This window comes from Enterobacter sp. HK169 (assembly GCF_001719105.1).
Lineage (GTDB): Bacteria > Pseudomonadota > Gammaproteobacteria > Enterobacterales > Enterobacteriaceae > Enterobacter > Enterobacter asburiae_B.
On sequence record NZ_CP017087.1, the window covers coordinates 3,100,451 to 3,123,828 of the forward strand.

Consider the following 23,378-nt stretch of genomic DNA (forward strand, 5'->3'; position numbering starts at 1 on the left):
TCCGGCTGCGATCGGCGGCAAACTCTGCTTAGCGATTCGGCGTCAGGATGGCATAGCGCGACACGTTAAGCTAAAAAACCACTTTTGATGTGTGGTATGGCGAAAAGTTAAAACGTGGATTACGCTCATATTGTAAGGTTAAGTATATTATTATTCAGGATATATTTTGACACGCTTATAAACTTGCACGGAGATATTATAAAAAACGATACTCCCCGGCTCTGAAATAACCAGTATACCTTCTGTATTTCAAAATAAATTAATTAGGTTGCGTACTGTTTTATTAATTCCAATGAGTTGACGTTGTTTAAGTGAGGAGAATATGTTTCTCAACTATTTTGCGCTGGGCGTATTGATTTTTGTATTTCTGGTTCTCTTTTATGGAATCATCGCCATCCATGACATTCCTTATAATATGGCCAAAAAGCGAAACCATCCGCATGCCGATGCGATTCACACGGCAGGCTGGATTAGCCTGTTTACGCTCCATGCCATCTGGCCGTTCCTGTGGATATGGGCCACGCTGTACCGTGAAGATCGCGGCTGGGGGATGCAAAACCACATCACCAAGCCTGATGAGGTTCCGGGCATGGATGCGCTGGCCAAACGCGTGGCCGAATTAGAACAAAAGATGGCCGCGGTACAGCCCGCCGCTGATAAAAACACGCTGGAGCGCTAATCATGGATCTGTTAATTATTTTGACCTATGTGGCATTTGCCTGGGTGATTTTTAAAATATTCCGTATTCCGGTAAACCAGTGGACGCTTGCCACCGCGACATTAGGCGGGGTGTTTATTGTTGCCGGACTTATTCTGTTAATGAACTATAACCATCCGTACACCTTTACGGCGCAAAAGGCGGTTATTTCTATTCCAATTACGCCGCAGGTTACCGGGGTGGTCAGTGAAGTGACCGATAAAAATAACCAGCTAATTAAAAAAGGCGAAGTGTTATTTAAACTGGATCCGGGCCGCTACCAGGCGCGCGTCGACAGACTCCAGGCCGACCTGGTGACCGCAACGCACAATATCGACAATCTGAAAGCGCAGCTTTCGGAAGCGGTCGCCAATACCACCCGCGTGTCGGCTGAACGCGATCGTCTGTTTAAAGATTATCAGCGCTACCTGAAAGGCAGCCAGGCAAAGGTGAATCCGTTTTCTGAAAGCGATATCGACAACGCGCGGCAAAATTATCTCGCACAGGATGCGATGGTGAAAGGCTCCGTTGCCGAACAGACGCAGATTCAAAGCCAGCTGGACAGCATGGTGAACGGCGAGCAGTCGCAGATTGCCTCCTTACGCGCGCAGCTTGCTGAAGCGAAATACAACCTGGATCAGACCGTGGTCCGTGCGCCAAGCGATGGCTACATCACCCAGGTGCTGATCCGTCCGGGGACGTACGCCGCCGCGCTGCCGCTGCGTCCGGTGATGGTCTTTATTCCTGAACAGAAGCGTCAGATCGTGGCCCAGTTCCGTCAGAACTCGTTGTTGCGTCTGAAGCCGGGCGATGAAGCGGAGGTGGTGTTTAACGCGCTGCCGGGCCAGGTGTTTACCGGTAAACTCACCAGTATTCTGCCGGTGGTGCCGGGAGGCTCCTATCAGGCGCAGGGCGCGCTGCAGTCGCTGACGGTGGTGCCGGGAACGGACGGCGTGTTGGGTACGATTGAGCTGGATCCGAATGCGGAAGTCGATGCGCTGCCAGACGGTATCTATGCCCAGGTGGCGGTCTACTCGGACCATTTCGCCCACGTCTCGGTGATGCGTAAAGTATTGCTGCGTATGACCAGCTGGATGCACTACCTCTATCTCGATCACTAATCCTTCCAGGGCAGGAATGCGACACGCATACCTGCCCTTTTTTCATCGCTTGATCCATACTGACTTTTTTCCGGCATCAAGGATCAGGCAATGAAACTCATCGGTAGCTACACCAGTCCCTTCGTGCGAAAAATCTCGATTCTCCTGCTGGAGAAAGGGATTGAATTTGAATTCATCAATGAACAGCCCTACAACGCTGAAAACGGCGTCGCGCAGTACAACCCGCTGGGGAAAGTCCCGGCGCTGGTGACGGACGAGGGCGAATACTGGTTCGATTCCCCGATTATTGCAGAGTATATCGAGCTGCTGGGCGTTGCCCCGGCAATGCTGCCGGCTGACCCAAAAGCGGCGCTGGCGCTGAAGCAAATTGAAGCCCTGGCCGATGGCATTATGGATGCGGCGTTAACCTCCGTGCGTGAGCAGACCAGGCCCGTCGCCCAGCAGTCGGAAACGGAACTGTTACGCCAGCGGGAAAAAATCAGCCGCAGCCTGGACAGGTGCGAACAGCTTATCCGGGAGGGAAAGATTCAAACCGACAGCCTGAACCTGGCAACTATCGCTATCGCCTGCGCCATCGGCTATCTCAACTTCCGCCGGGTTTCCCCTGGCTGGTGCGTCGACCGTCCGCTGCTGGTGAAACTGGCAGACACGCTTTTTAGCCGCGAGAGCTTTGCCCGGACAGAACCGCCAAAGGCTTGACGCGGGTTATACCCGTCATACTTCAAGCTGCATGTGCGTTGGCTTTCCTCGTTCACCCCAGTCACGTACTCATGTACGCTCCTGGGGATTCACTGCGTCGCCGCCTTCATGCAACTTGAATTATTTAGGGTATATAACACTTCGGCGTCGGAGGCGGTACAATCCCTCCACATGTTAACTCCCTCTCCCGTCGGGAGGGGGGAAGATATTTACTCGCCAGGCGCTTTCATGACTACTCATCATTCGCTGTACAGCCAGATCCCCGCTACCGACCGTCTCCTTCGCGAGCCCCGCATTCATGCTGCCGTTGAGCGTTTTGGCCATACCGCAACGGTGGAGATGTTACGCCTGCTTCAGGACGAAGCCCGATGCGCTATTCAGTCAGAAAACGCCTTGCCCGACTGGTGCGCGGCGTGGGAGCAGGAAGTTGAGCACCGGCTGGATGAGAAAGCGCAAAGCGCGTTACGCCCGGTGATTAACCTGACCGGTACCGTGCTCCATACCAACCTGGGACGCGCGCAGCAGGCGGAAGAGGCGGTGGCTGCGGTTGTGCAGGCCATGCGGGCGCCCGTGACGCTGGAGTACGATCTGGACGGCGCCGGTCGCGGGCATCGTGACCGGGCGCTGGCGGACCTGCTGTGCCAGCTGACCGGCGCGGAAGATGCCTGCATTGTGAATAACAACGCCGCAGCGGTACTGCTGATGCTGGCGGCGACTGCCAGCGGCAAAGAGGTGGTGGTTTCCCGCGGCGAGCTGGTGGAGATTGGCGGGGCGTTTCGTATTCCGGACGTGATGCGCCAGGCGGGCTGCACGCTACATGAAGTGGGCACCACTAACCGTACCCATGCGAAAGATTATCGCGCGGCGGTGAATGAAAATACCGCCCTGCTGATGAAGGTCCACACCAGCAATTACCATATTGAAGGCTTCACCAAAACGGTTGAAGAGGGCGAGCTGGCGGCGATTGGTCGCGAACTGAATATACCGGTGATTGCCGATCTCGGCAGCGGCTCGCTGGTGGATCTGAGCCTTTACGGGCTACCGAGAGAGCCGATGCCGCAAGAGATGATTGCGGCGGGCGTTAGCCTGGTCAGCTTTTCCGGCGACAAGCTGCTGGGCGGGCCGCAGGCCGGGATTATCGTCGGCAAGCGCGATCTGATTGCGAAGCTGCAGCAGCATCCGCTCAAGCGCGCCCTGCGAGCCGATAAAATGACGCTTGCCGCACTGGAGGCGACGCTGCGGCTCTATCTCCATCCGGAGAAACTGGCCGACCGCCTGCCCACGCTGCGTCTGTTAACCCGTGATGCCGCCTCGATTCGCGCCCAGGCCGAATTACTGCTGCCGCGCATTGCCCCGCACTACCCCGATTTTGACGTTCGCATTGAACCCTGCCAGTCGCAGATTGGCAGCGGTTCGCTGCCGGTGGACAGGCTGCCGAGTGAAGCGCTCACGTTCACCCCGCGTGACGGGCGCGGCAGCCACCTTGAAGCCCTGTCGTCGCGCTGGCGTGGCCTGCCCGCGCCGGTTATCGGGCGGATTTACGATGGCCGAATGTGGCTGGATCTGCGCTGCCTTGAAGATGAAGAGCGATTTCTGGAGATGTTGTTGAAATGATTATTGCCACCGCCGGTCATGTCGACCACGGAAAAACCACGTTGCTGCAGGCGATTACCGGCATAAACGCCGACCGCCTGCCGGAAGAGAAAAAGCGCGGCATGACCATCGATCTGGGCTATGCCTACTGGCCCCAGCCTGATGGTCGCGTGCTGGGTTTTATTGATGTTCCGGGGCATGAAAAGTTTCTGTCCAACATGCTGGCGGGCGTGGGGGGTATCGATCATGCCCTGCTGGTGGTGGCCTGCGATGATGGCGTCATGGCGCAAACCCGTGAGCACCTGGCGATCCTGCAGCTGACCGGCAACCCGCAGCTGACCGTGGTGCTGACCAAAGCCGATCGCGTGGATGACGCTCGCGTCAGCGAGGTGCGCGAAACGGTACAGGCGACCTTGCAGGAGTATGGTTTTGCCGATGCACCCCTTTTTGTCACCGTGGCGACAGAAGGGCGCGGTATCGATGAACTTCGCCACCACTTACAGCAGCTTTCGTCGCGTGACCACGCCAGCCATCACCGCTTCCGTCTGGCAATTGACCGGGCGTTTACCGTCAAAGGCGCGGGGCTGGTGGTGACCGGGACGGCGCTGAGCGGTGAAGTGAACGTAGGTGATACGCTCTGGCTGACGGGCGTTAACAAACCGATGCGCGTGCGCGGCCTGCATGCGCAAAACCAGCCCGCGGAGCGTGCTCATGCCGGGCAGCGGATCGCGCTGAACATTGCCGGGGATGCGGAAAAAGAGCAGCTTAACCGCGGCGACTGGCTGCTGGCCGATGCCCCGCCTGAGCCGTCTGAACGCGTCATTGTCTCCCTGCAGACAAACGTGCCCCTGACCCAATGGCAGCCGCTGCATATTCACCACGCGGCCAGCCATATCACCGGGCGCGTGTCGCTGCTGGAAAACGATCTTGCCGAACTGGTATTCGATTCACCGCTATGGCTTGCAGACAACGATCGTCTGGTTCTGCGTGATATTTCCGCGCGGGAAACGCTGGCCGGGGCACGGGTGGTCGCGCTGAATCCGCCGCGACGCGGCAAGCGTAAGCCTGAATATCTGCAGTGGCTGGCAGCGCTGGCGCAGGCCAGCGATGATAACGCCGCGCTGTGGGTGCATCTTGAGCGCGGTGCGGTGAGCCTGCGTGATTTTGCATGGGCACGCCAGCTGAGCGAGGAAGGGTTACGCCTGCTGGCCCAGCAGCCGGGCTTTATTCAGGCTGGAAACAGTCTGCTAAACGCCCCGGTTGCTGCGAACTGGCAGCGTAAGATACTGAACACGCTCGCAACGTACCATGAACAGCATCAGGATGAGCCTGGCCCGGGCCGTGAGCGTCTGCGGCGCATGGCGCTGCCGATGGAAGACGATGCACTGGTGCTGCTGCTGATTGAAAACATGCGCGAAAGCGGGGCGATCAAAAGCCACCACGGCTGGCTGCATCTGCCGGATCACAAGGCCGGGTTCACCGCTGAGCAAGAGGCAGTATGGCAAAAAGTGGCCTCGCTGTTTGGCGATGAGCCGTGGTGGGTTCGCGATCTGGCCCGCGAAACGAATACCGACGAGCAGGTGATGCGTCAGGTATTGCGCCATGCGGCGCAGCAGGGGCTGATAGTCGCGATCGTGAAAGATCGTTATTACCGTAACGATCGCATTGTGGCGTTTGCGAACCTGATCCGCGAGCTGGATCAGGAGCGGGGCTCTACCTGCGCAGCCGATTTCCGCGACCGGCTGAACGTGGGCCGCAAGCTGGCGATTCAGATCCTGGAGTATTTCAACCGCATCGGCTTTACCCGCCGTCGCGGTAACGATCATTTATTGCGCGATTCGTTATTATTTCCTGAAACTCCGTGACCCCCGTCGTAAAGCCGTTACCGGTTGGCGAGAAAATCGCCAGCCGGAACTACCCTTGATGTACACCAACAGCAAGGAGACGGTCATGACAAACAATCCTCCCTCATCGCGTATCCAGCCCGGCGAGTATGGTTTTCCCCTCAAGCTGAAGCCTCGTTATGACAACTTTATTGGCGGCGACTGGGTAGCTCCCGTCGACGGCGAATACTATTCCAACCTGACCCCCGTAACCGGCCAGCCGCTGTGCGAAATAGCCAGCTCCGGCAAGCGCGATATCGATCTGGCGCTGGATGCGGCGCACAAAGCGAAAGATAAATGGGGCCACACCTCCGTTCAGGACCGCGCGGCTATTTTGTTCAAAATCGCCGACCGGATGGAGCAGAATCTGGAGCTGCTGGCGACGGCGGAAACCTGGGATAACGGCAAGCCTATCCGGGAAACGATGGCGGCAGACGTGCCGCTTGCCATCGACCACTTCCGCTATTTTGCCTCCTGCATTCGCGCTCAGGAGGGCGGAATAAGCGAGGTTGACAGCGACACCGTGGCGTATCACTTCCACGAGCCGCTGGGCGTCGTCGGGCAAATCATTCCATGGAACTTCCCGCTGCTGATGGCGAGCTGGAAAATGGCGCCCGCGCTGGCGGCCGGGAACTGCATTGTGCTTAAACCGGCGCGTCTGACCCCGCTCTCGGTGCTGCTGCTGATGGAAATCGTTGGCGATCTTCTGCCGCCTGGCGTGATTAACGTGGTCAACGGTGCGGGCGGTGAGATAGGGGAATATCTGGCTACCTCGAAACGGATCGCTAAAGTGGCGTTTACCGGGTCGACGGAAGTGGGCCAGCAGATTATGCAGTACGCCACGCAGAACATCATTCCCGTGACCCTGGAGCTGGGCGGGAAATCCCCGAACATCTTCTTCGCGGACGTGATGGAGGAAGAGGATGCTTTCTTCGATAAAGCCCTGGAAGGGTTTGCGCTGTTTGCGTTTAACCAGGGCGAAGTCTGCACCTGCCCAAGCCGCGCGCTGGTGCAGGAGTCCATCTATGAGCGCTTTATGGAGCGGGCCATTCGCCGCGTCGAGTCTATCCGCAGCGGTAACCCGCTCGATAACGTCACGCAGATGGGGGCGCAGGTCTCGCACGGACAGCTGGAAACCATCCTCAACTACATCGATATCGGCAAGAAAGAGGGGGCGGATATTCTGACCGGCGGTCGCCGTAAGGTGCTCGGCGGGGATCTGCAGGAAGGGTATTACCTGGAGCCAACGATCCTGTTCGGTCAGAACAACATGCGCGTCTTCCAGGAGGAAATTTTCGGACCGGTGCTGGCCGTAACCACCTTCAAAACGATGGAGGAGGCGCTGGAGATTGCCAACGACACGCCGTATGGCCTGGGAGCCGGCGTCTGGAGCCGCAACGGTAACCTGGCCTATAAAATGGGCAGAGGCATTCAGGCCGGGCGCGTCTGGACCAACTGCTACCACGCCTATCCTGCGCACGCGGCATTTGGCGGTTATAAGCAATCGGGCATCGGGCGTGAAACCCACAAGATGATGCTGGAACATTATCAGCAGACGAAATGTTTGCTGGTCAGCTACTCCGATAAACCGCTGGGGCTGTTCTAATCGCCCAGCTCAGGCCGTCCATGGGCGGCCTGAGCAATTTGCTGGCGCAGGCAGTTCAGAACGCCATCCAGAACGTATTGCACGCGCCAGGGCTGGTATTCGCGTTTGCGGAAAATGGCCGTCAGATCGAGCCACCACTCTTCCTGATGCGGGAAGCAGGGAACCAGCATCCCTTGCGTTAATTCTTTTTTCAGACTCTCTTTTGGCGCAAAAACAATCCCAAGATTATTTCTTGCCAGCTCCAGGGCCGTCTGCGTATTGTCGCAAATATAATTACCGGTCACCCGGTAGTCATGCACGCTATCACTGCCGTGCACGCGGAAACGCCAGATGTTTGCATCATCGATCAGCATGGAATCAATGAGAATACAGGAGTGATTAATTAAACCTTCAGGTCCCGTTAAGGGGTGTTTATTTAAATATTCCAGGGTAGCGAATGCCGTAACAGAATATTTTGTTAACACGCTGGCAACCAGACTTTCGTCTTTCGGCGGCGCATAGGTAATTAAAATGTCGCAGTCATCCGGAAAAGAAACGCCTTCTGAAAATTCATTCCGATCCAGGTTATAGGTTTTCAGGGAGATGCGGATGTCACCGATATCTTCTATCTGATGGATCACGTGGCGCGCGAGATAGGTTACGATACCTGTAGGGGCATAGATCGTGACCTTTCCGCGCTTTTCATGCTTATAATCAGCAATAAAATTAACGAGTTGGCGGTTCTTATCCAGCGTGGCATCAATGTACGGGAGTAACGCTTCCCCAAACTGGGTCAGGGCCAGCTGGCGCGTGGTGCGCTCAAAAACCTTGAGTCCAACCCGCGTTTCAAAATCAGACAGATATTTACTGACGTTGGCCTGCGCCATGCCCAGCAGGGCGGCGGCATCACCAATGCTGTGGGTGGCTGCGATGACGGATATAATTTTTAACTCGCGCGGCTTTAGCTGTAATTTATTCATCATGCACACCCATCTATATGATTTTGTATATAATATTATATAAACCGCAGCGTTGCATTGGCAAATTTGTAACCATTATTATGCGCCTCGCTTGTTTGGCATTTTAATGGATTACATGTAATGACTATTAAATACAATTTACTCATCGCTGCCACGTTATTTGCAACATCCTCAGCAATGGCCGGTGACTTTTCACTAGGAGCGGGGGCTGTATTTAATGAGTCTCCTTACAAAGGCTATAACGAAAATACTACCGCAGTACCGTTAATTAGCTACGAAGGCGAGAGCTTTTATGTTCGCCAGACCACGGGCGGATGGATCCTGTGGAAAGACGCAAAAAATGAACTCAGCCTGACCGCATCGTGGATGCCGCTGCATTTCGATCCTGATGACAACGACGACCATCAGATGAAAAAGCTTGATGAGCGTAAAGCCTCTGCCTTCCTCGGCGGCGCGTACTACCGCCACGAAAGCTGGGGTTCGCTGAAAGTGGCGGTCTCGGGCGATGCCACGGATGAAAGCGGCGGTATGATCGGCGAGGTTTCTTACTTCCGTCCAATCAGGATGGAACGCCTGACCCTGACGCCCTCTGTCGGTATTTTCTACAGCGACGAAAGCTATAACGACTACTACTATGGCGTATCCGGCAGCGAGTCTCGCCGCTCAGGTCTGGATGAATACACCGCCGGTGACAGCTGGACGCCATACGTTGGCCTGGCGGCCAAATATCAGTTAACCCAGAAGCTGTATCTTAACGCCAGCGCGGTCTACACCGTATTGCCTGACGACGTGAAGAACAGCCCGATGATCGACCGCGACGACAGTTTCGCGCTGATGACCGGTCTGACCTGGCGTTTCTGATGCGCTAAAGCCGGGTGGCAGCTTCGCCTTACCCGGCCTACATGGACTGCCATCGCAGTTTTACGTAGGCCCGTGCAAGCGAAGAGCCGCAGGGCATATTTGAGAGTACCGATCTCCCGTTTTCCCTTCCCGTCATGGCTTCCTCATTAATATTCCTGATACGCTAATGCGATCTGCGCCATCAATAAAGGTGTGCATCATGTGTATCATTCTTAAAGAAAATCAAACCGGGCACTCTCGCCCGGATTTGGCGAAAGGCGGGAATTAAGCACGGATATCAGAAGTCGTTATGTTTTATCCGGCTTACATTCATTCTGACTTCGACGGTAGCGCCAGCGGCTATCTTAAAAGAACCGGATTTTAACGTGCGCGAGGCGTAACACATGAACCGATTTATCATGGCGGATGCGGAAAAATGCATTGGGTGCCGCACCTGCGAAGTGGCCTGCGCGGTGTCGCATCAGGACGCCGTCTCCGCTGATGCCTTTTTGCCCCACCTTCGGGTGGTTAAGGGAAGTTCATACACTACGGCAGTGGGTTGCCATCAGTGCGAGGACGCGCCGTGTGCTAACGTCTGTCCAACCCATGCCATTAGCCGTACGGCGGGAGCCTGGCTCGTTGAACAGACGCGCTGCATTGGGTGCAAAAGCTGTGTGGTGGCATGTCCGTTTGGGGCGATGCAGGTGCGCCTGGAGGGAAATAAGGCGCAGGCGCTGAAATGTGATTTATGCCTGCATCGCGAAGGCGGACCGGCCTGCGTGGAGGCCTGTCCAACCCACGCGTTGCGCTGCGTTGACCCTGCCAGGATTCGGGCTGAAAAGCTTACTGCATTTTATTGAAATTCCACGTAAACGTCAGACTGTAGCGCCAGTCCCTGTTGCGACTGTCTGTCGGAACATCCCCGACGGGTCGTGCCGCCTCAACCGTGACGCTATAGTGGCGCGTATCGCCTATCATCACCCCGGCAGCCACTGACCCGAGCCGCTGATGAGGCAAACCGGACGTGTTAAACCAGGTTTGCGCGGTATCGGCCAGGATATAGGGTTGGATGGTGGCAAGCCAGGTGCTCTCTTTTCGCATCTTGATATAGCGCAGTTCTACCTGCCCGCCATAGCCGTAATCACCGCTTGCTTCACTGTCCTGATATCCACGGCCAAAGCGCTGGGCACCGAAGCTAACGCGTTCGGGCTCTGGCAACGTGTTATTTGACCAGTCTCCCTCCCAGGATGTTGATAGCCGCCATTTGTCGGCAAACAGCCAGGCTGCGTCTAAATAGCTTTTTGTGAGCGTAAAATTAATATCGGGTTTAGGCGCTGAGACGATATCGGCACCCATCGCATCAATACCCTGTCGTACGTTGAGTCTGCCGCTGATGCTGGCGGTTGTGAATTGATGTGCACCATTGATACCCACTTCCAGCGCCGGATAACGCGCGTGTTGGTTGACGGAGTCCAGACTGTAGGTTTTGCCCTGCAGTCTGGCCTGCAGGGCATAGTCATCCCGGCGGTCGGTATAATCAAAACCGCTGGTCAGATTAATTTGTGATTTTTGCGTCAGCAGCAATGGATAGCCAAACGTCACGCCGCCGTTGTATTGCGTGGTTTTTTGCTTCGAATCGACCTGAATATTATTGGGCAAAGTGAGCAGGGGGGAAAAATCCCGCGGATTTTCACGGTAATAGCTGCCTTTGATCTGCATCGTCAGCCCTTCATCGTTTAAAAACTGCTGCCAGTTCAGACCCACATAGTTTTTTCGCGTGTTGCTATCTAACGGTATAAGCGTAGCCACGCCAAGCTGATCGCCATAGCTTGTCAGGTTGCTGAGCGTTCCGTTCAGCATCATTACATCTTGCCCTTTACGGGTGTCGATCGTGGAGGCGATATTCCAGCTCCGCTCCTCATTACCGGTTATCTGCATCGCCGCCGCGCCATAGATATTGGTTGGCAGCTGCGCGTTGGCCGTGACCGGAACGTTCGGGGTGCGGGTCATCAGCTGGCTATATCGATCGAACGTATCCTGAGACAGCGGTTTTTCCGCCATGATTTTTTCTGACAAGCGTTTAAGGCGCGCGGCGATATTGGGGTTGTTACTGGTTATGTCGCTGTGCGCCACGTACCCTTCGACCAGGACAATTTTAATATTTCCCTGCTGGAAATTATTATCGGGCAGCCAGGCATAAGAGAGCGGAAAACCGTCGGCCTTGTAGCGCGCCGTAATATCATTTACCAGCCCCGTAAGCGTTTTTAGCGGCACGGTTTTTCCGGCGTAAGGCCTGAAGGGTTTAAGTAATTCCTGCAAGGGATAACGCGTGCCGCCAATAAACTGAATGTGATGAATGGTAATGGGCGTTTCAGGCGTCAGTGTTGACTGCGGTTTTTCTATTTTGACTTTCGGCTGTGGGACGGTCTCAGTCTGTTCTGGGGCAACGTTACGAGAAACTTGCGCCGGGTTATCAGGGTTAATAATAGAGGGCAGTGTATCGGCGCGGGCCATGCTCAACACAACCAGCCCCGTCAGCGAAAAAAGGAAATGGTTTTTCATCGCGCTATCCCTGTTCATCATTCCCGGTTAGGGGGAGTGTCGCTGTACGAAGCGCCCCTGAAGCAGGGGCGCAGAAAGGCAATAACCGTTTTACTGTTTTGGCGTCAGTAGACCGGTGGTTAACGTGTTGTTGTGCTGGCGGTAACGCCCGACGTCAGGGTATTGAGGGTTGTATTGACCGTCGCACCCAGGCTGTTGTTCGTGGCCGCCACATTTGCATTAGCTGTGAGAGAGCCTGATCCTCCTCCGGTCGTCGAGGTGGCGGGTTTCACTAGCGTACCGGTATCTGTCACCGTCTGGCCGACGTTTTGAACGACCTGACCTACGCCGCTAAGCCCGCTATTACTGCTGCTAACGTTGGTGCCTACGCCGCTCACGGTGTTTCCTACCTGCGTCAGCAGGCCGTTGACCGGAGTACCCAGACCTGTTGTGGTGCCCACGCTTTGCGTCACGCCTTGTACTCCGCCCAGCGTCTTGTTCACCACAGTCGTCGTATCGGTTGTTACCTGAGCTACCGCAGGGCTACTGACCGTGTTGGTTAAACCTGTGCCGGTGTTACTGACTAACTGCCCGGTACTGTTTACCACGCTGCCCGTCAGGCCTGTTACGCCGCTAACCGGTGTTCCCGATGTCGAACTTGCCAGGCCCGTGCCTACCGTAGAGACGGTATTGCCCAAGGAGGTGACCGACGTGGTCACGCCCTGAACCGTCGTACCAACACCGTTCGCGTTACCCGGATCGCCAATGCCGGAGGTGACGCCCGTCCCCACGGTAGAAACGGCGCTGCCAACACCGCTGACGGTGGTTGAAACGGTTGATGTGACAGGATTATTTGTCGGGATCTGGCTTCCCAGGCTGTCCACCGTAGAGCCGACGCTGGTCACCGTTTTACCGGCATCACCCAGCACAGTATTCACGCCTGCAGTGGTTGTGCCGCCACTGCCCGTTCCGGTCCCTCCGCTGCCGTTACCTCCGGTTCCCGTTCCTGAGCCTGAGCCCGAGCCTGTCCCTGAACCTGAACCTGAACCTGAACCTGAGCCTGAGCCAGATCCGTTACTGCCTGAACCACCATTATTAGCTGTTGTGCCACTTCCATCACCCGAGCCGGTATTACTTCCGGTTGCGGGGTTATTTTTGGCTGTTGAGTGAGATCCGCCACCGCTTCCACTGCAGGCAGAAAGAGAGAACGCGAGCAGTACCGCAGCAGCAATTACGCTGATGCGACTAGCATTATTAGGTAGCATAAAAATACTCCACGCAATAGAACGCCGAGCGGCGTATTAGTGAGTATATGCACTATTTTAAAAATGCACACAGACTCGCTTCGAGGATATTTTTTTACCAGCGTTGTTTGTTTTAAATCTTATATAACAATGAGTTGATTAAGTTATTATTTAACGTCTCCTTAATTATTTTTGAATTACTATAGAGCCATTAAAACAACAGGAATTATCCTAAATAATCCCTTTAAATAATAGGGAAATAAAGCTGAAGGATATATCCTTTATAAAATATATAGATCACGATAAAAATAAGGCTCTTCATCCGAAGAGCCTTAATATTTAACAATTGCCTTCGCGCCAGGCTTTTTCAATTTCTTCGGCGAGAATTTTAACACCCGCTTCGATTTTTTCCGGATCGGGTACGTAGTTCATGCGCATGCACTGGTGCGTATGCGGCCACGGCTTATCCAGTCCCGGGAAGAAATAATCGCCCGGTACCATCAGAACGCCGCGCTTTTTCAGGCGCTGGTAGAGCAGTTCGGTGGTGACAGGCAAATCCTTAAACCACAGCCACAGGAAAATTGCTCCTTCAGGTTTGTGGATCAGGCAGCGTTCTTCCGGCAAATAGCGGCGAAGTATCGCAATCGTCTCCTGAACGCGCTGGTAATAGAATGGCTTGATCACGTCATTCGACAGACGCAGCAGGTCGTTGCGCTTAATCATTTCACACATCATCGCCGGGCCAATGCCGCCCGGTGAAAGGCTGATAATGCCGTTCATATTGGTAATGGCGGTGATGATTTTCTCGTTGGCGATGATGATGCCGCAGCGGCTGCCCGGCAGACCCAGCTTAGAGAGGCTCATGCACAGGACAATGTTCGGGTTCCACAGCGGACGTGCTTCGCTGAAGATAATGCCCGGGAACGGCACGCCGTAGGCGTTATCGATCACCAGCGGAATGCCGTGCTGATTCGCCAGCGCATCCAGCTTCATCAGTTCGTCGTCGGTGATCACGTTGCCCGTTGGGTTAGTCGGGCGCGATACGCAGATCATGCCCGTCTCTTCACCAATATGCAGGTGTTCAAAATCGACGTGATATTTGAACTGGCCTTCCGGCAGCAGCTCGATGTTCGGGCGCGCGGAGACGAACAGATCCTCTTCCAGGCCGGAATCAGCGTAGCCGATATACTCTGGTGCCAGCGGGAACAGCACTTTTTTGGTGGTGCCGTCGGCGCGACGCCCTGCGAACAGGTTAAACAAGTAGAAAAACGCGCTCTGACTGCCGTTTGTCAGTGCAATATTCTGTGGTTCGATATCCCAACCCAGCTCGTCACGCAGCATTTCGGCGAGGAGTGCCAGCAGTTCGGTTTTACCCTGCGGGCCGTCGTAATTGCAAAGCGCATCGGTTGCTTTGCCGCTTTCCAGCATCTGAGCGAGCAGCGTCTGGAAATAGGTATTCATCTCCGGGATTTGAGCCGGGTTTCCGCCGCCGAGCATGATTGCGCCCGGTGTGCGCAGCCCGTCGTTGAGATCCTCCATCAGGCGAGTAATGCCTGAATGGCGGGTAAATTTGTCGCCGAAAAGTGAAAACGTCATAGCAGGTGATCTGTCGAGCTTATTTTGAAAGTGGGTAACCATAACGCTAGCACCGTGCTGGTGCAAATCGGGTGATGTGGTCGGATTTGTTGTTTTATATGGCGGAAGTGTATTTGTGTAGTGAATAGTTCTGGTGGGTTTCCCCTCACCCCGACCCTCTCCCAAAAGGGAGAGGGGGAAAAGACGGCGCCGTGCGGTTCCCTCTCCCCTGCGGGGAGAGGGTTAGGGTGAGGGGGTGAATTATTGATTACCTGCCCATACCACCATTACCTTATCGCCATTATGCTCGCGCACGAATCCATACCCCTCGTTCAGCGACAGCGTGGTTTGTTTGCCTTCACCAATCGCCGGGTGGCGGGCGCGGAACTGGCCCAGCGTTTGCCAGTGGGCGACAGTTAGGGCCTGCTTGCCCGTGACGTCCTGCCAGTTCATATCTGACCGGGTGCCCTGTAATGGATCAGAACCCGTCGGACCGAACGGACGCTCGGATTCATCACCGTAATAGATTTGTACGCTGCCCGGAGCCAGCAGAAGCAGCTCCGCCGCGCGCTGACCCCCTTCGCGGAACAGACGCGTATCGTGTGATGAGAGATAGCTCAGCACGTTGAAGCTTTGCAGCTTTTCCGCCATCTGCTGCCAGGTGAGATCCATATCGGCCAGGCAATCCACCGCTTTTGCCGCCTGCTCCTGATAGTCAAAGTTGATCATCGCATCAAAACCGTGGCGGTAATAATCGCTTTGCATCACCCCGTGGCCCCAGGACTCCCCGGTCATCCAGAACGGTGCGTTGTCGAGCTTTTTGTCCGGGTTCGCCCCTTTCCAGGCGGCCAGCGCCTGGCTTGCCTGGTCTTTCAGCTGTTGCCAGGCCGCAAGCTCAACGTGTTTCGCCGTATCCACCCGGAAACCGTCGATGCCGTAGTCACGTACCCACTGGCTGAGCCAGTGGGTCAGATAATCGCGCGGGGTATATACGGGGATGGCCTTCGCGTGGGTGTCGGGCTTGTGTTGGTAAAAGTTAGGCAATCCGGAAGGCGTCGTGGATTCCGTTTTCAGATCCGGCAGAAATGCCAGCGACATGGTCAAATCGTCGAAGCCGGGGTTGTCGTAATCGCCGATGTCCGTGCGGATCCATTTTTTGCCCCACCATTTCTCCCATGCGGCTTTGTCGCTGAAGTTGATGTAGTCGTTAAAGCTGTGCCAGCTTTGGCCCGCGCCCGGCTTCCAGTCCGTCCAGCGTTCTCCCAGCGTCTTTTTCAGCTCATCACCCTGAAGGTACAGGGCACCAAACTGAAATTCCTGCATGTCTGCCAGCGTGGCATAGCCAACGTGGTTCATGACGATATCAAACAGAACGCGGATCCCGCGCTTGTGCGCTTCGTCGACAAGATGGCGTAAATCATCTTCGGTTCCCATGTTGGCGTCGAGCTTCGTCCAGTCCTGGGTGTAGTAGCCGTGATAGGCGTAATGCGGGAAATCTCCTTTTGTGCCACCGCCTACCCAGCCGTGGATCTGCTCAAGCGGAGAGCTTATCCAGAGCGCGTTCACCCCCAGCTGCTGTAAATAATCGAGCTTGCCGGCAAGTCCTTTGAGATCCCCGCCGTGGAAGGTGCCAATCTCCTGCATACCGTCTTTATGACGACCGTAGCTGTTGTCGTTGCCCGGGTCACCATTCACATAACGGTCGGTCAGCACAAAATAGACGGTGGCGTTTTGCCAGCTAAACGGCGCAGGCTTGTCGGTTTCGGCGCGCTCAAGCAGCAGCAGGCCGTTACCGTGGGCGGCTGGCTGCAGGGTGATTTTTCCATTCTGCACCGTCGCCGTCTGTTTACTGTAGTAGTCGCGCACGACGGAGCCTTCCGGGAAGGTATCGCCGACGTCCAGCGACAGCGGTTTACCGTCCCACTTCGGACACTGGCGGATGACGTTTGCAACCGGCTGTTCTGCGGCACTCTGAATCGTCAGCAGCAGGGTGGGCGTGCCGGAGCGGGTATCAATCCGCATCTGGTAGTCACCGTCGCGAAAAAGGCGCCACTGCGGCGGCGTGCCGTCACAGGGCTTGAGCGACAGCATCTCATTGAGTTTTATCGCGTCCGCAGGCTGCCAGCACGTCTTGTCAAAACTCAGCGTCAGAGGACGCGTACCCTTCGCAAGCTTTGCCTGGCTTGTGAAGACCCCGGTGCCTTCGGCGCTAAATGCGCTAAACCCAGGCGATGACCAGTCGGCATGCGCCAGTGCGGGTAACATCAGAAAGGCTAATGCGGTACGTTTCATTCCTTTTTCCTGTCGCGGCATTTTTGACCAGTGTGCCATCAGGCGAGGGGCAAAAACTCATCCCCTGTCGCTTTCTGCCGGGAGGAAGCGTGAGGATGAGTGATCTCGCGCAAAATTAGGCAGTTATCTGCGATAGCGCACACAGTTTTTGTGGGATGATGTTTTTATGAGCAAGTTTCAGGTGACATAGTTTCGGAATTGGACTATTTCTATACGTGCTCTTGAAGTCTATTTTTGATATGATTTGAGATTCCGCTCTCAAATTTGTGAAAAAAATAAGGTGTTGGGATGATTACATCCGACCAGGAGACCTAATGATATCGACTCCCATTCGACGATATGGGGCTGCGATACTCATGTTACTCACCACGGCATTTTCGGGTGAGGTGCTTGCGAAGACGCACACGGATACAACGAGTAAGAAAGCCCACGTAATAAAGACGACAAGTAGTAAGGTTAGCAGTAAACAAGAGTATTCTCGCAATAGTGCAAAGAGTAGTTCACTTCCTGATTTGCGAAAATACCCTTCCGGAACACCAAGGAAAAAAGCGTTTCTCCGGACGGTAATGCCTTACATCACGAGTCAAAATGCCGCGATTACTGCGGATCGTAACTGGCTGATTTCCAAGCAGTACGATAGCCGCTGGTCGCCGTCAGAGCGCGCGCGTCTGAAAGATATCACGAAGCGCTACAAGTTGAGCTGGAACGGTAACACGCGTCGTGTGCCGTGGAATGCTCTCCTTGAGCGTGTAGATATCATCCCGGGCAGCATGGTTGCGACCATGGCTGCTGCCGAAAGCGGCTGGGGTACTTCTAAGCTTGCGCGTAGCAACAACAACCTTTTCGGCATGAAATGTGTGAAAGGTCGTTGTAATAATGCCCCTGGCAAGGTGAAAGGCTATTCGCAGTTTGAATCTGTGAAAGATTCCGTCAGCGCCTACGTGGTGAATCTGAACACGCACCCGGCCTACTCATCGTTCCGTAAATCACGCGCTCAGCTGCGTAAAGCGGACCAGGAAGTGACGGCCAGTACGATGATCCACAAGCTGAAAGGTTATTCGACAAAGGGACAGAGCTATAACAACTATCTGTTCGCCATGTACCAGGATAACCAGCGCTTAATCGCCGCCCATATGTAATCTCGAAAAAACGCCTTCCACTGGAAGGCGTTTTCTTTTCTATATCAACACCTCGCTGTGGCGATCCCGATACTCCTTCGGCGTGGTGTCATACTCCTTGCGAAACACGGAATAGAAATATTGCAGAGACGGGTAACCGCACATCTGCGATATTTCGTTGATCGACAGCGACGTGGAAATGAGCAGGCTGCGTGCTTTCTCCAGCTTTTCAGCATGGATGACGGCATGAATGGTTTCGCCCACCTCTTCTTTAAAACGCTTCTCCAGATTCGAACGCGAAATGCCCACCGAATCCAGCACCTGATCGACCTTTATCCCTTTGCAGGCGTGGTTGCGAATGTAGTGCATGGCCTGAATGACGGCCGGGTCGCTTAAGGAGCGATAATCGGTTGAGCGACGTTCCACGACGCGGACAGGAGGCACGAGCAAACGCTGAAGCGGCAGAGATTCTTTATCGAGCAGACGATGCAGCAGCTTCGCCGCCTGATAGCCCATCTGACGCGTGCCCTGAGCAACGGAGGAGAGCGCCACGCGAGACAGATAGCGGGTCAGTTCTTCGTTATCAATGCCAATCACGCACAGCTTTTCGGGCACCGGAATGTGTAAATGTTCGCAGACCTGCAGCACGTGCCGCGCGCGGGCGTCCGTCACGGCGATAATACCGGTTTGCGGCGGCAGCGTTTGCAGCCAGTCCGCCAGGCGGTTTTGCGCGTGCTGCCAGTTTTCCGGCGCGGTCTCCAGCCCCTGATAGACCACGCCACGGTATTTCTCCTGCGCGACCAGCTGGCAAAACGCGTGTTCGCGTTCGACGGCCCAGCGCTTGCCGCTGGTGGCCGGTAACCCATAAAACGCGAAGCGATGGACGCCTTTCTCTTTTAAATGGAGAAAGGCGGCCTCGACCAGGGCATGGTTATCGGTGGCAATATAATGGACCGGCGGATAGTATTCAGGCGAATGGTAGGAGCCGCCGACGCCCACAATCGGGACGTCGACGTCGGTCAGCAGCTGTTCGATGACGGGATCGTCATAGTCGGCGATGACGCCATCGCCCAGCCAGTCTTTGATGTTCTCCAGACGGGTGCGAAAATCTTCTTCAATAAAAATATCCCATTCGGATTGCGACGCCTGCAAATATTCACCAACACCTTCCACCACCTGACGGTCGTAGGCCTTATTGGCATTGAATAACAACGTAATGCGGTGACGCTTTTCAAACATGGCTCACTTCCCAATTAAGTCACAATACGGTTATCAGGCCCGTCGCTTGGTGGCCGAGTCCATCCAGACTGCGAGTAAAAGAATGGCCCCCTTGACGATATACTGCCAAAACGTCGGGACGTCCATCATACTCATCCCGTTATCCAACGACGCCATGATAAATGCCCCCATGACCGCGCCCGCCACGCTCCCGATACCCCCTGCGAGGCTGGTGCCGCCAATGACGCAGGCGGCGATAGCATCCAGCTCGGCGATGTTACCGGCGGAGGGCGAGCCGGCGCCCAGACGCGAGCTAAGGATCAACCCGGCGATAGCGACCATCAGGCCGTTAATGGCGAAAACCGCCAGCTTGGTACGTTCGACATTGATACCCGAGAGACGGGCAGCTTCAAGGTTGCCGCCAATGGCATAAATACGGCGGCCAAACGCGGTGCGCGTCGCCATAAACATACCTGCCAGCAGTAAAAGCGCCAGCAGCAGGACGGGTGTCGGGACACCGCGATAGTCGTTTAAAAGCCAGATGGCGCCCAGCACAATGACCGCCGTGAGCGCCTGACGCCCCACCACCGACGTTGACGCTGGAGAAGCCAGCCCCAGCGCCTGACGGCGCATGCGTCCACGCCACTGCCACGCGACAAACCCCAGCAACCCCACCACACCGAGGGTAAAGCCCACGCTATCCGAGAGGTAACTCTGGCCAATCTGCGACATGGCTGCACTGGTCGGGGAGACGGTGGTGCCGTTGGTGATGCCGATTAAGATCCCGCGAAAGGCCAGCATCCCCGCCAGGGTGACAATGAACGATGGCACCTTACGGTAGGCAACCCACCAGCCGTTCCAGGCTCCCAGTACCAGACCCAGCACCAGCGTGACCGCCACGGTCAGCGGCAGTGGCCAGCCGAGCCAGACGTCAAAAATCGCCGCCACGCCGCCGAGTAGGCCCATCATCGACCCGACCGACAGGTCGATCTCCGCGGAGATAATCACGAACACCATGCCCACGGCCAGAATGCCGGTGATGGCGGTCTGGCGGAGCAGGTTAGAGACGTTACGTGCGCTTAAGTACGAGCCATCGGTCATCCAGGTAAAGAACAGCATGATGACGATAATGGCCGCGATCATCACGAAAACCTGCAGGTTAAGCGCTTTTAGCCCCGCGAACGCACCGGGCGTCGGAACAGCGACTTTGATATCAGACGGATTGCTTTTCGACATGACGTTCGCTCCTTAAAGCGGCTTCCATCACCTGCTCCTGCGTCAGGTTCTGGTTAATCAGGTTGGCTTTCAGTTTTCCCTCATGCATGACCAGCACGCGGTCGCTCAGTCCGAGCACTTCGGGTAATTCAGACGAAATGACAATGACGGCAATCCCTTGCTGTACAAGCTGATTAATCAGTTTGTAGATTTCATATTTGGCACCGATATCAATCCCGCGCGTTGGCTCATCAAGAATTAATATGCGTGGATTGAGAAGCAGGCAGCGCGCCAGAATCGCCTTCTGCTGGTTTCCCCCGCTCAGACGGCCAATAGCCAGTTCCGGCGAGGAGGTTTTGACCTTCAGCCGGGCAAGCGACTGGAGGATGCACTGCTGCTCGGCGGCGGCGTCCAGGCTGCTCAGCGCGCCGGAGAACCGATCGAGTGCCGCAAGCGTAATGTTTTTACCCACCGCCATCACCGGTACGATGCCGTCTTTCTTACGATCTTCCGGCACCATGGCAATGCCGTGGGCAATCGCCTGCTGGCAGTTGTCGATTTTCACCGGCTGGCCGTCGATATAAACCGTGCCCTCCCAGCGCCCCGGCCACACGCCAAACAGGCACTGTACGGCTTCGGTGCGCCCGGCACCGACGAGGCCGGCAATCCCAAGAATTTCACCGCTGTGAAGAGAAAACGAGACGTTATTGACGCGCTTGATGTGGCGGTTAACGGGGTGCCACGCGGTCAGGTTTTCCACGCGCAGCACTTCATCGCCCTTAGCGTGAGGCTCATTCGGGTAGAGCGCCGTCAGCTCGCGGCCCACCATCATGGTGATGATGTCATCTTCACTCATGCCGGCGGCTTCACGCGTGCCGATGTGCTGCCCGTCGCGGATCACGCAGATGGTGTCCGAAATGGCTTTGACCTCGTTCAGCTTGTGCGAAATATAGATACAGGCGATGCCGTGGTTTTGCAGATCGCGGATGATGTTGAGCAGAACCGCGGTTTCCTGTTCGGTGAGCGAGGCCGTTGGCTCATCAAGGATCAGCAGCCTGACCTGTTTATTTAGCGCCTTCGCTATTTCGACCAGCTGCTGTTGACCCAGGCCCAGATCCCCCACGCGGGTATCCGGTGAAATGTTGAGGCTCACCTGCGCCAGCAGCTTTTCGCAGCGGAGCGTCATGGTGTCGTAATCCAGCACGCCGCGGTGGGAAATTTCGGCCCCGAGGAAGATGTTCTCCAGCACGGTGAGATGCTTCACCAGCGCCAGCTCCTGGTGGATGATGGCGATGCCTTTGCGTTCGGTATCGCGGATGTGTGTCGCCTGAATCACTTCACCGGCAAAGACGATTTCGCCTTCGTAGCTGCCGTGTGGGTAGATCCCGCACAGCACTTTCATCAGCGTCGACTTGCCCGAGCCGTTCTCGCCGCACAGTGAAACCACTTCGCCGGGGTTCAACCGGAGGCTGACGTTGTCGATGGCTTTCACCGTGCCGAAGCGTTTGGTGATGCTTTTCATTTCAAGTAAATAGGGCATAACCGCTCCACATAACCCGAGGGAAGAACAGTACAACGTGATGCGCCCCCGCAGAGCAGGGGCCGCGCCGGATTACAGTTCGCTCTTCTTGTGGAAACCGTCTTTAACCACGGTGGCGTCAATGTTCTCTTTGTTGACTTCAATCGGCGTGAGCAGGCGAGCCGGAACGTCTTTCAGGCCGTTATTCAGCGTTGCGTCTGCTTTAGGTTGTTTGCCATTGCCCAGCTCCACGGCGATTTCCGCCGCCGTATTGGCCAGCTGGGTAATCGGTTTGTAGACCGTCATGGTTTGGGTGCCTGCGATAATGCGTTTTACGCCAGCCAGATCGGCATCCTGTCCTGAAATGGCGACTTTTCCGGCCAGCCCCTGTGCGCTCAGGGCCTGGATAGCGCCGCCTGCAGTAGCATCGTTGGAGGCCACAACCGCATCAATTTTGTTGTTGTTGGCCGTCAGCGCGTTTTCCATAATTTTCAGCGCGTTTTCTGGCAGCCAGCCGTCGGCCCACTGATCGCCAACCACTTTAATTTTACCGTTGTCGATGTACGGTTTAAGGACTTTCATTTGCCCTTCGCGGAACAGTTTGGCGTTGTTATCTACCGGAGAGCCGCCCATCAGGAAATAATTGCCCTGAGGCACTTTGTCGATCAGGCTTTGCGCCTGTAATTCCCCGACTTTTTCATTGTCGAACGAAATATAATAATCAATATCCGCATTATTAATCATGCGGTCATAGGCCAGGACTTTTATGCCTTCCTGTTTGGCTTCTTTCACCACGTTACTTAATACCTGGCCGTTATAGGGGATAATGACCAGAACATCGACGCCACGGTTGATCATATTCTCGATCTGCGACATTTGTGTTTCTTCGTTGCCGTTAGCCGACTGAACAAACACGCTTGCGCCGAGAGATTCTGCTTTCTTCACAAAAATATCGCGATCTTTTTGCCAGCGTTCCAGGCGCAGGTCGTCAATCGCCATGCCAATTTTGACCTCTTTGGCATGTCCTGCAAAGCTTGCAAGGAGGAGCGTAGTGCAGAGCGTTAGAGTCAGGTTCTTTATCTTCATAATTATTAGGCCTTTTTGTAGGGGTATGTGTTGCTGAGATAAAAGAAACATTCACTACTGAGACGCAGCAAATTTTTAACGCGGAAAGGCGGGCTGGCAATTACAGATTTTTATCTTCTCATTATGATATTTGGTTTATTTCTGAATTTATGACCGCGATCGGATTTTAAAA

The 23,378-nt window shown here is 55.2% G+C and carries 19 protein-coding genes; 9 read left to right on the plus strand and 10 right to left on the minus strand.

The window, feature by feature from the left end; genetic code table 11:
* The first annotated feature begins 322 nt into the window (after window positions 1-322).
* The 6 genes from EnteroDNA1_RS14710 (at window position 323) to aldB (ending at window position 7,599) form a co-directional block, all read left to right on the plus strand.
* Window positions 323-679: a DUF3302 domain-containing protein gene (locus EnteroDNA1_RS14710; RefSeq protein WP_069303486.1), complete on the plus strand. Its 357-nt coding sequence runs from the start codon at window positions 323-325 to the stop codon at window positions 677-679.
* A 2-nt stretch (window positions 680-681) separates the two neighbouring features.
* On the plus strand, window positions 682-1,818 hold the full coding sequence (locus tag EnteroDNA1_RS14715; RefSeq protein ID WP_033147023.1) for an HlyD family secretion protein: 1,137 nt from the start codon (window positions 682-684) through the stop codon (window positions 1,816-1,818).
* Window positions 1,819-1,908: 90 nt separating this feature from the next.
* Window positions 1,909-2,517, plus strand: coding sequence for a glutathione S-transferase (locus EnteroDNA1_RS14720; protein WP_069303487.1), 609 nt, complete (start codon window positions 1,909-1,911; stop codon window positions 2,515-2,517).
* A gap of 228 nt (window positions 2,518-2,745) precedes the next feature.
* Complete coding sequence (gene selA / locus EnteroDNA1_RS14725; protein ID WP_069303488.1) at window positions 2,746-4,131, plus strand: L-seryl-tRNA(Sec) selenium transferase; 1,386 nt, start codon at window positions 2,746-2,748, stop codon at window positions 4,129-4,131.
* Complete coding sequence (gene selB, locus EnteroDNA1_RS14730) at window positions 4,128-5,975, plus strand: selenocysteine-specific translation elongation factor (protein ID WP_069303489.1); 1,848 nt, start codon at window positions 4,128-4,130, stop codon at window positions 5,973-5,975. Before selA ends, selB begins: the two co-directional genes overlap by 4 nt.
* Window positions 5,976-6,060: 85 nt before the next feature.
* Window positions 6,061-7,599, plus strand: a complete 1,539-nt coding sequence (gene aldB, locus EnteroDNA1_RS14735; protein WP_023309928.1) for an aldehyde dehydrogenase AldB — start codon at window positions 6,061-6,063, stop codon at window positions 7,597-7,599.
* On the opposite strand, the gene EnteroDNA1_RS14740 is transcribed toward aldB, so the two are convergent.
* Window positions 7,596-8,561 (minus strand): LysR family transcriptional regulator, encoded by a 966-nt coding sequence (locus EnteroDNA1_RS14740; RefSeq protein ID WP_065423115.1) that lies wholly within the window; start codon window positions 8,559-8,561, stop codon window positions 7,596-7,598. The genes aldB and EnteroDNA1_RS14740 overlap by 4 nt on opposite strands.
* 117 nt (window positions 8,562-8,678) lie before the next feature.
* On the opposite strand from EnteroDNA1_RS14740, the gene EnteroDNA1_RS14745 reads away from it, so the two are divergent.
* Both EnteroDNA1_RS14745 and EnteroDNA1_RS21995 read left to right on the plus strand, forming a co-directional pair.
* The gene (locus EnteroDNA1_RS14745; protein ID WP_048980292.1) at window positions 8,679-9,419 is read left to right on the plus strand and encodes a MipA/OmpV family protein; all 741 of its coding nucleotides are present in this window, start codon (window positions 8,679-8,681) and stop codon (window positions 9,417-9,419) included.
* Between the two features lie 383 nt (window positions 9,420-9,802).
* Window positions 9,803-10,258 (plus strand): 4Fe-4S dicluster domain-containing protein, encoded by a 456-nt coding sequence (locus tag EnteroDNA1_RS21995; protein ID WP_071891589.1) that lies wholly within the window; start codon window positions 9,803-9,805, stop codon window positions 10,256-10,258.
* Here the strand turns inward: EnteroDNA1_RS21995 and EnteroDNA1_RS14750 are convergent.
* The 5 genes from EnteroDNA1_RS14750 to EnteroDNA1_RS14770 form a co-directional block, all read right to left on the minus strand.
* Window positions 10,242-11,960, minus strand: coding sequence for a ShlB/FhaC/HecB family hemolysin secretion/activation protein (locus EnteroDNA1_RS14750; protein WP_069303490.1), 1,719 nt, complete (start codon window positions 11,958-11,960; stop codon window positions 10,242-10,244). The two genes, EnteroDNA1_RS21995 and EnteroDNA1_RS14750, sit on opposite strands and share 17 nt — an antisense overlap.
* A gap of 119 nt (window positions 11,961-12,079) precedes the next feature.
* On the minus strand, window positions 12,080-12,877 hold the full coding sequence (locus tag EnteroDNA1_RS14755) for a collagen-like triple helix repeat-containing protein (RefSeq protein WP_223862643.1): 798 nt from the start codon (window positions 12,875-12,877) through the stop codon (window positions 12,080-12,082).
* Complete coding sequence (locus EnteroDNA1_RS14760; RefSeq protein WP_069303491.1) at window positions 12,874-13,056, minus strand: hypothetical protein; 183 nt, start codon at window positions 13,054-13,056, stop codon at window positions 12,874-12,876. Before EnteroDNA1_RS14760 ends, EnteroDNA1_RS14755 begins: the two co-directional genes overlap by 4 nt.
* 466 nt (window positions 13,057-13,522) lie before the next feature.
* Window positions 13,523-14,779 (minus strand): valine--pyruvate transaminase, encoded by a 1,257-nt coding sequence (avtA, locus tag EnteroDNA1_RS14765; RefSeq protein ID WP_033147014.1) that lies wholly within the window; start codon window positions 14,777-14,779, stop codon window positions 13,523-13,525.
* A gap of 240 nt (window positions 14,780-15,019) precedes the next feature.
* Window positions 15,020-17,050, minus strand: a complete 2,031-nt coding sequence (locus tag EnteroDNA1_RS14770; protein WP_069303492.1) for an alpha-amylase — start codon at window positions 17,048-17,050, stop codon at window positions 15,020-15,022.
* Between the two features lie 314 nt (window positions 17,051-17,364).
* On the opposite strand from EnteroDNA1_RS14770, the gene EnteroDNA1_RS14775 reads away from it, so the two are divergent.
* Window positions 17,365-18,189 (plus strand): protein bax, encoded by an 825-nt coding sequence (locus EnteroDNA1_RS14775; protein ID WP_032661838.1) that lies wholly within the window; start codon window positions 17,365-17,367, stop codon window positions 18,187-18,189.
* A gap of 39 nt (window positions 18,190-18,228) precedes the next feature.
* Here EnteroDNA1_RS14775 and xylR read toward each other — a convergent pair whose 3' ends face one another.
* From xylR to xylF, 4 genes are all read right to left on the minus strand, one after another.
* On the minus strand, window positions 18,229-19,407 hold the full coding sequence (xylR, locus tag EnteroDNA1_RS14780; RefSeq protein ID WP_069303493.1) for a D-xylose utilization transcriptional activator XylR: 1,179 nt from the start codon (window positions 19,405-19,407) through the stop codon (window positions 18,229-18,231).
* 33 nt (window positions 19,408-19,440) lie between these two features.
* A complete protein-coding gene (gene xylH, locus EnteroDNA1_RS14785; protein ID WP_039261156.1) occupies window positions 19,441-20,622 on the minus strand; it encodes a xylose ABC transporter permease XylH in 1,182 nt (393 codons plus the stop codon).
* Window positions 20,600-22,141 (minus strand): xylose ABC transporter ATP-binding protein, encoded by a 1,542-nt coding sequence (locus tag EnteroDNA1_RS14790; protein ID WP_069303494.1) that lies wholly within the window; start codon window positions 22,139-22,141, stop codon window positions 20,600-20,602. The genes xylH and EnteroDNA1_RS14790 overlap by 23 nt, the downstream gene beginning before the upstream one ends.
* Before the next feature lie 72 nt (window positions 22,142-22,213).
* Complete coding sequence (xylF, locus tag EnteroDNA1_RS14795) at window positions 22,214-23,206, minus strand: D-xylose ABC transporter substrate-binding protein (RefSeq protein ID WP_032650791.1); 993 nt, start codon at window positions 23,204-23,206, stop codon at window positions 22,214-22,216.
* Window positions 23,207-23,378: the final 172 nt, after the last annotated feature.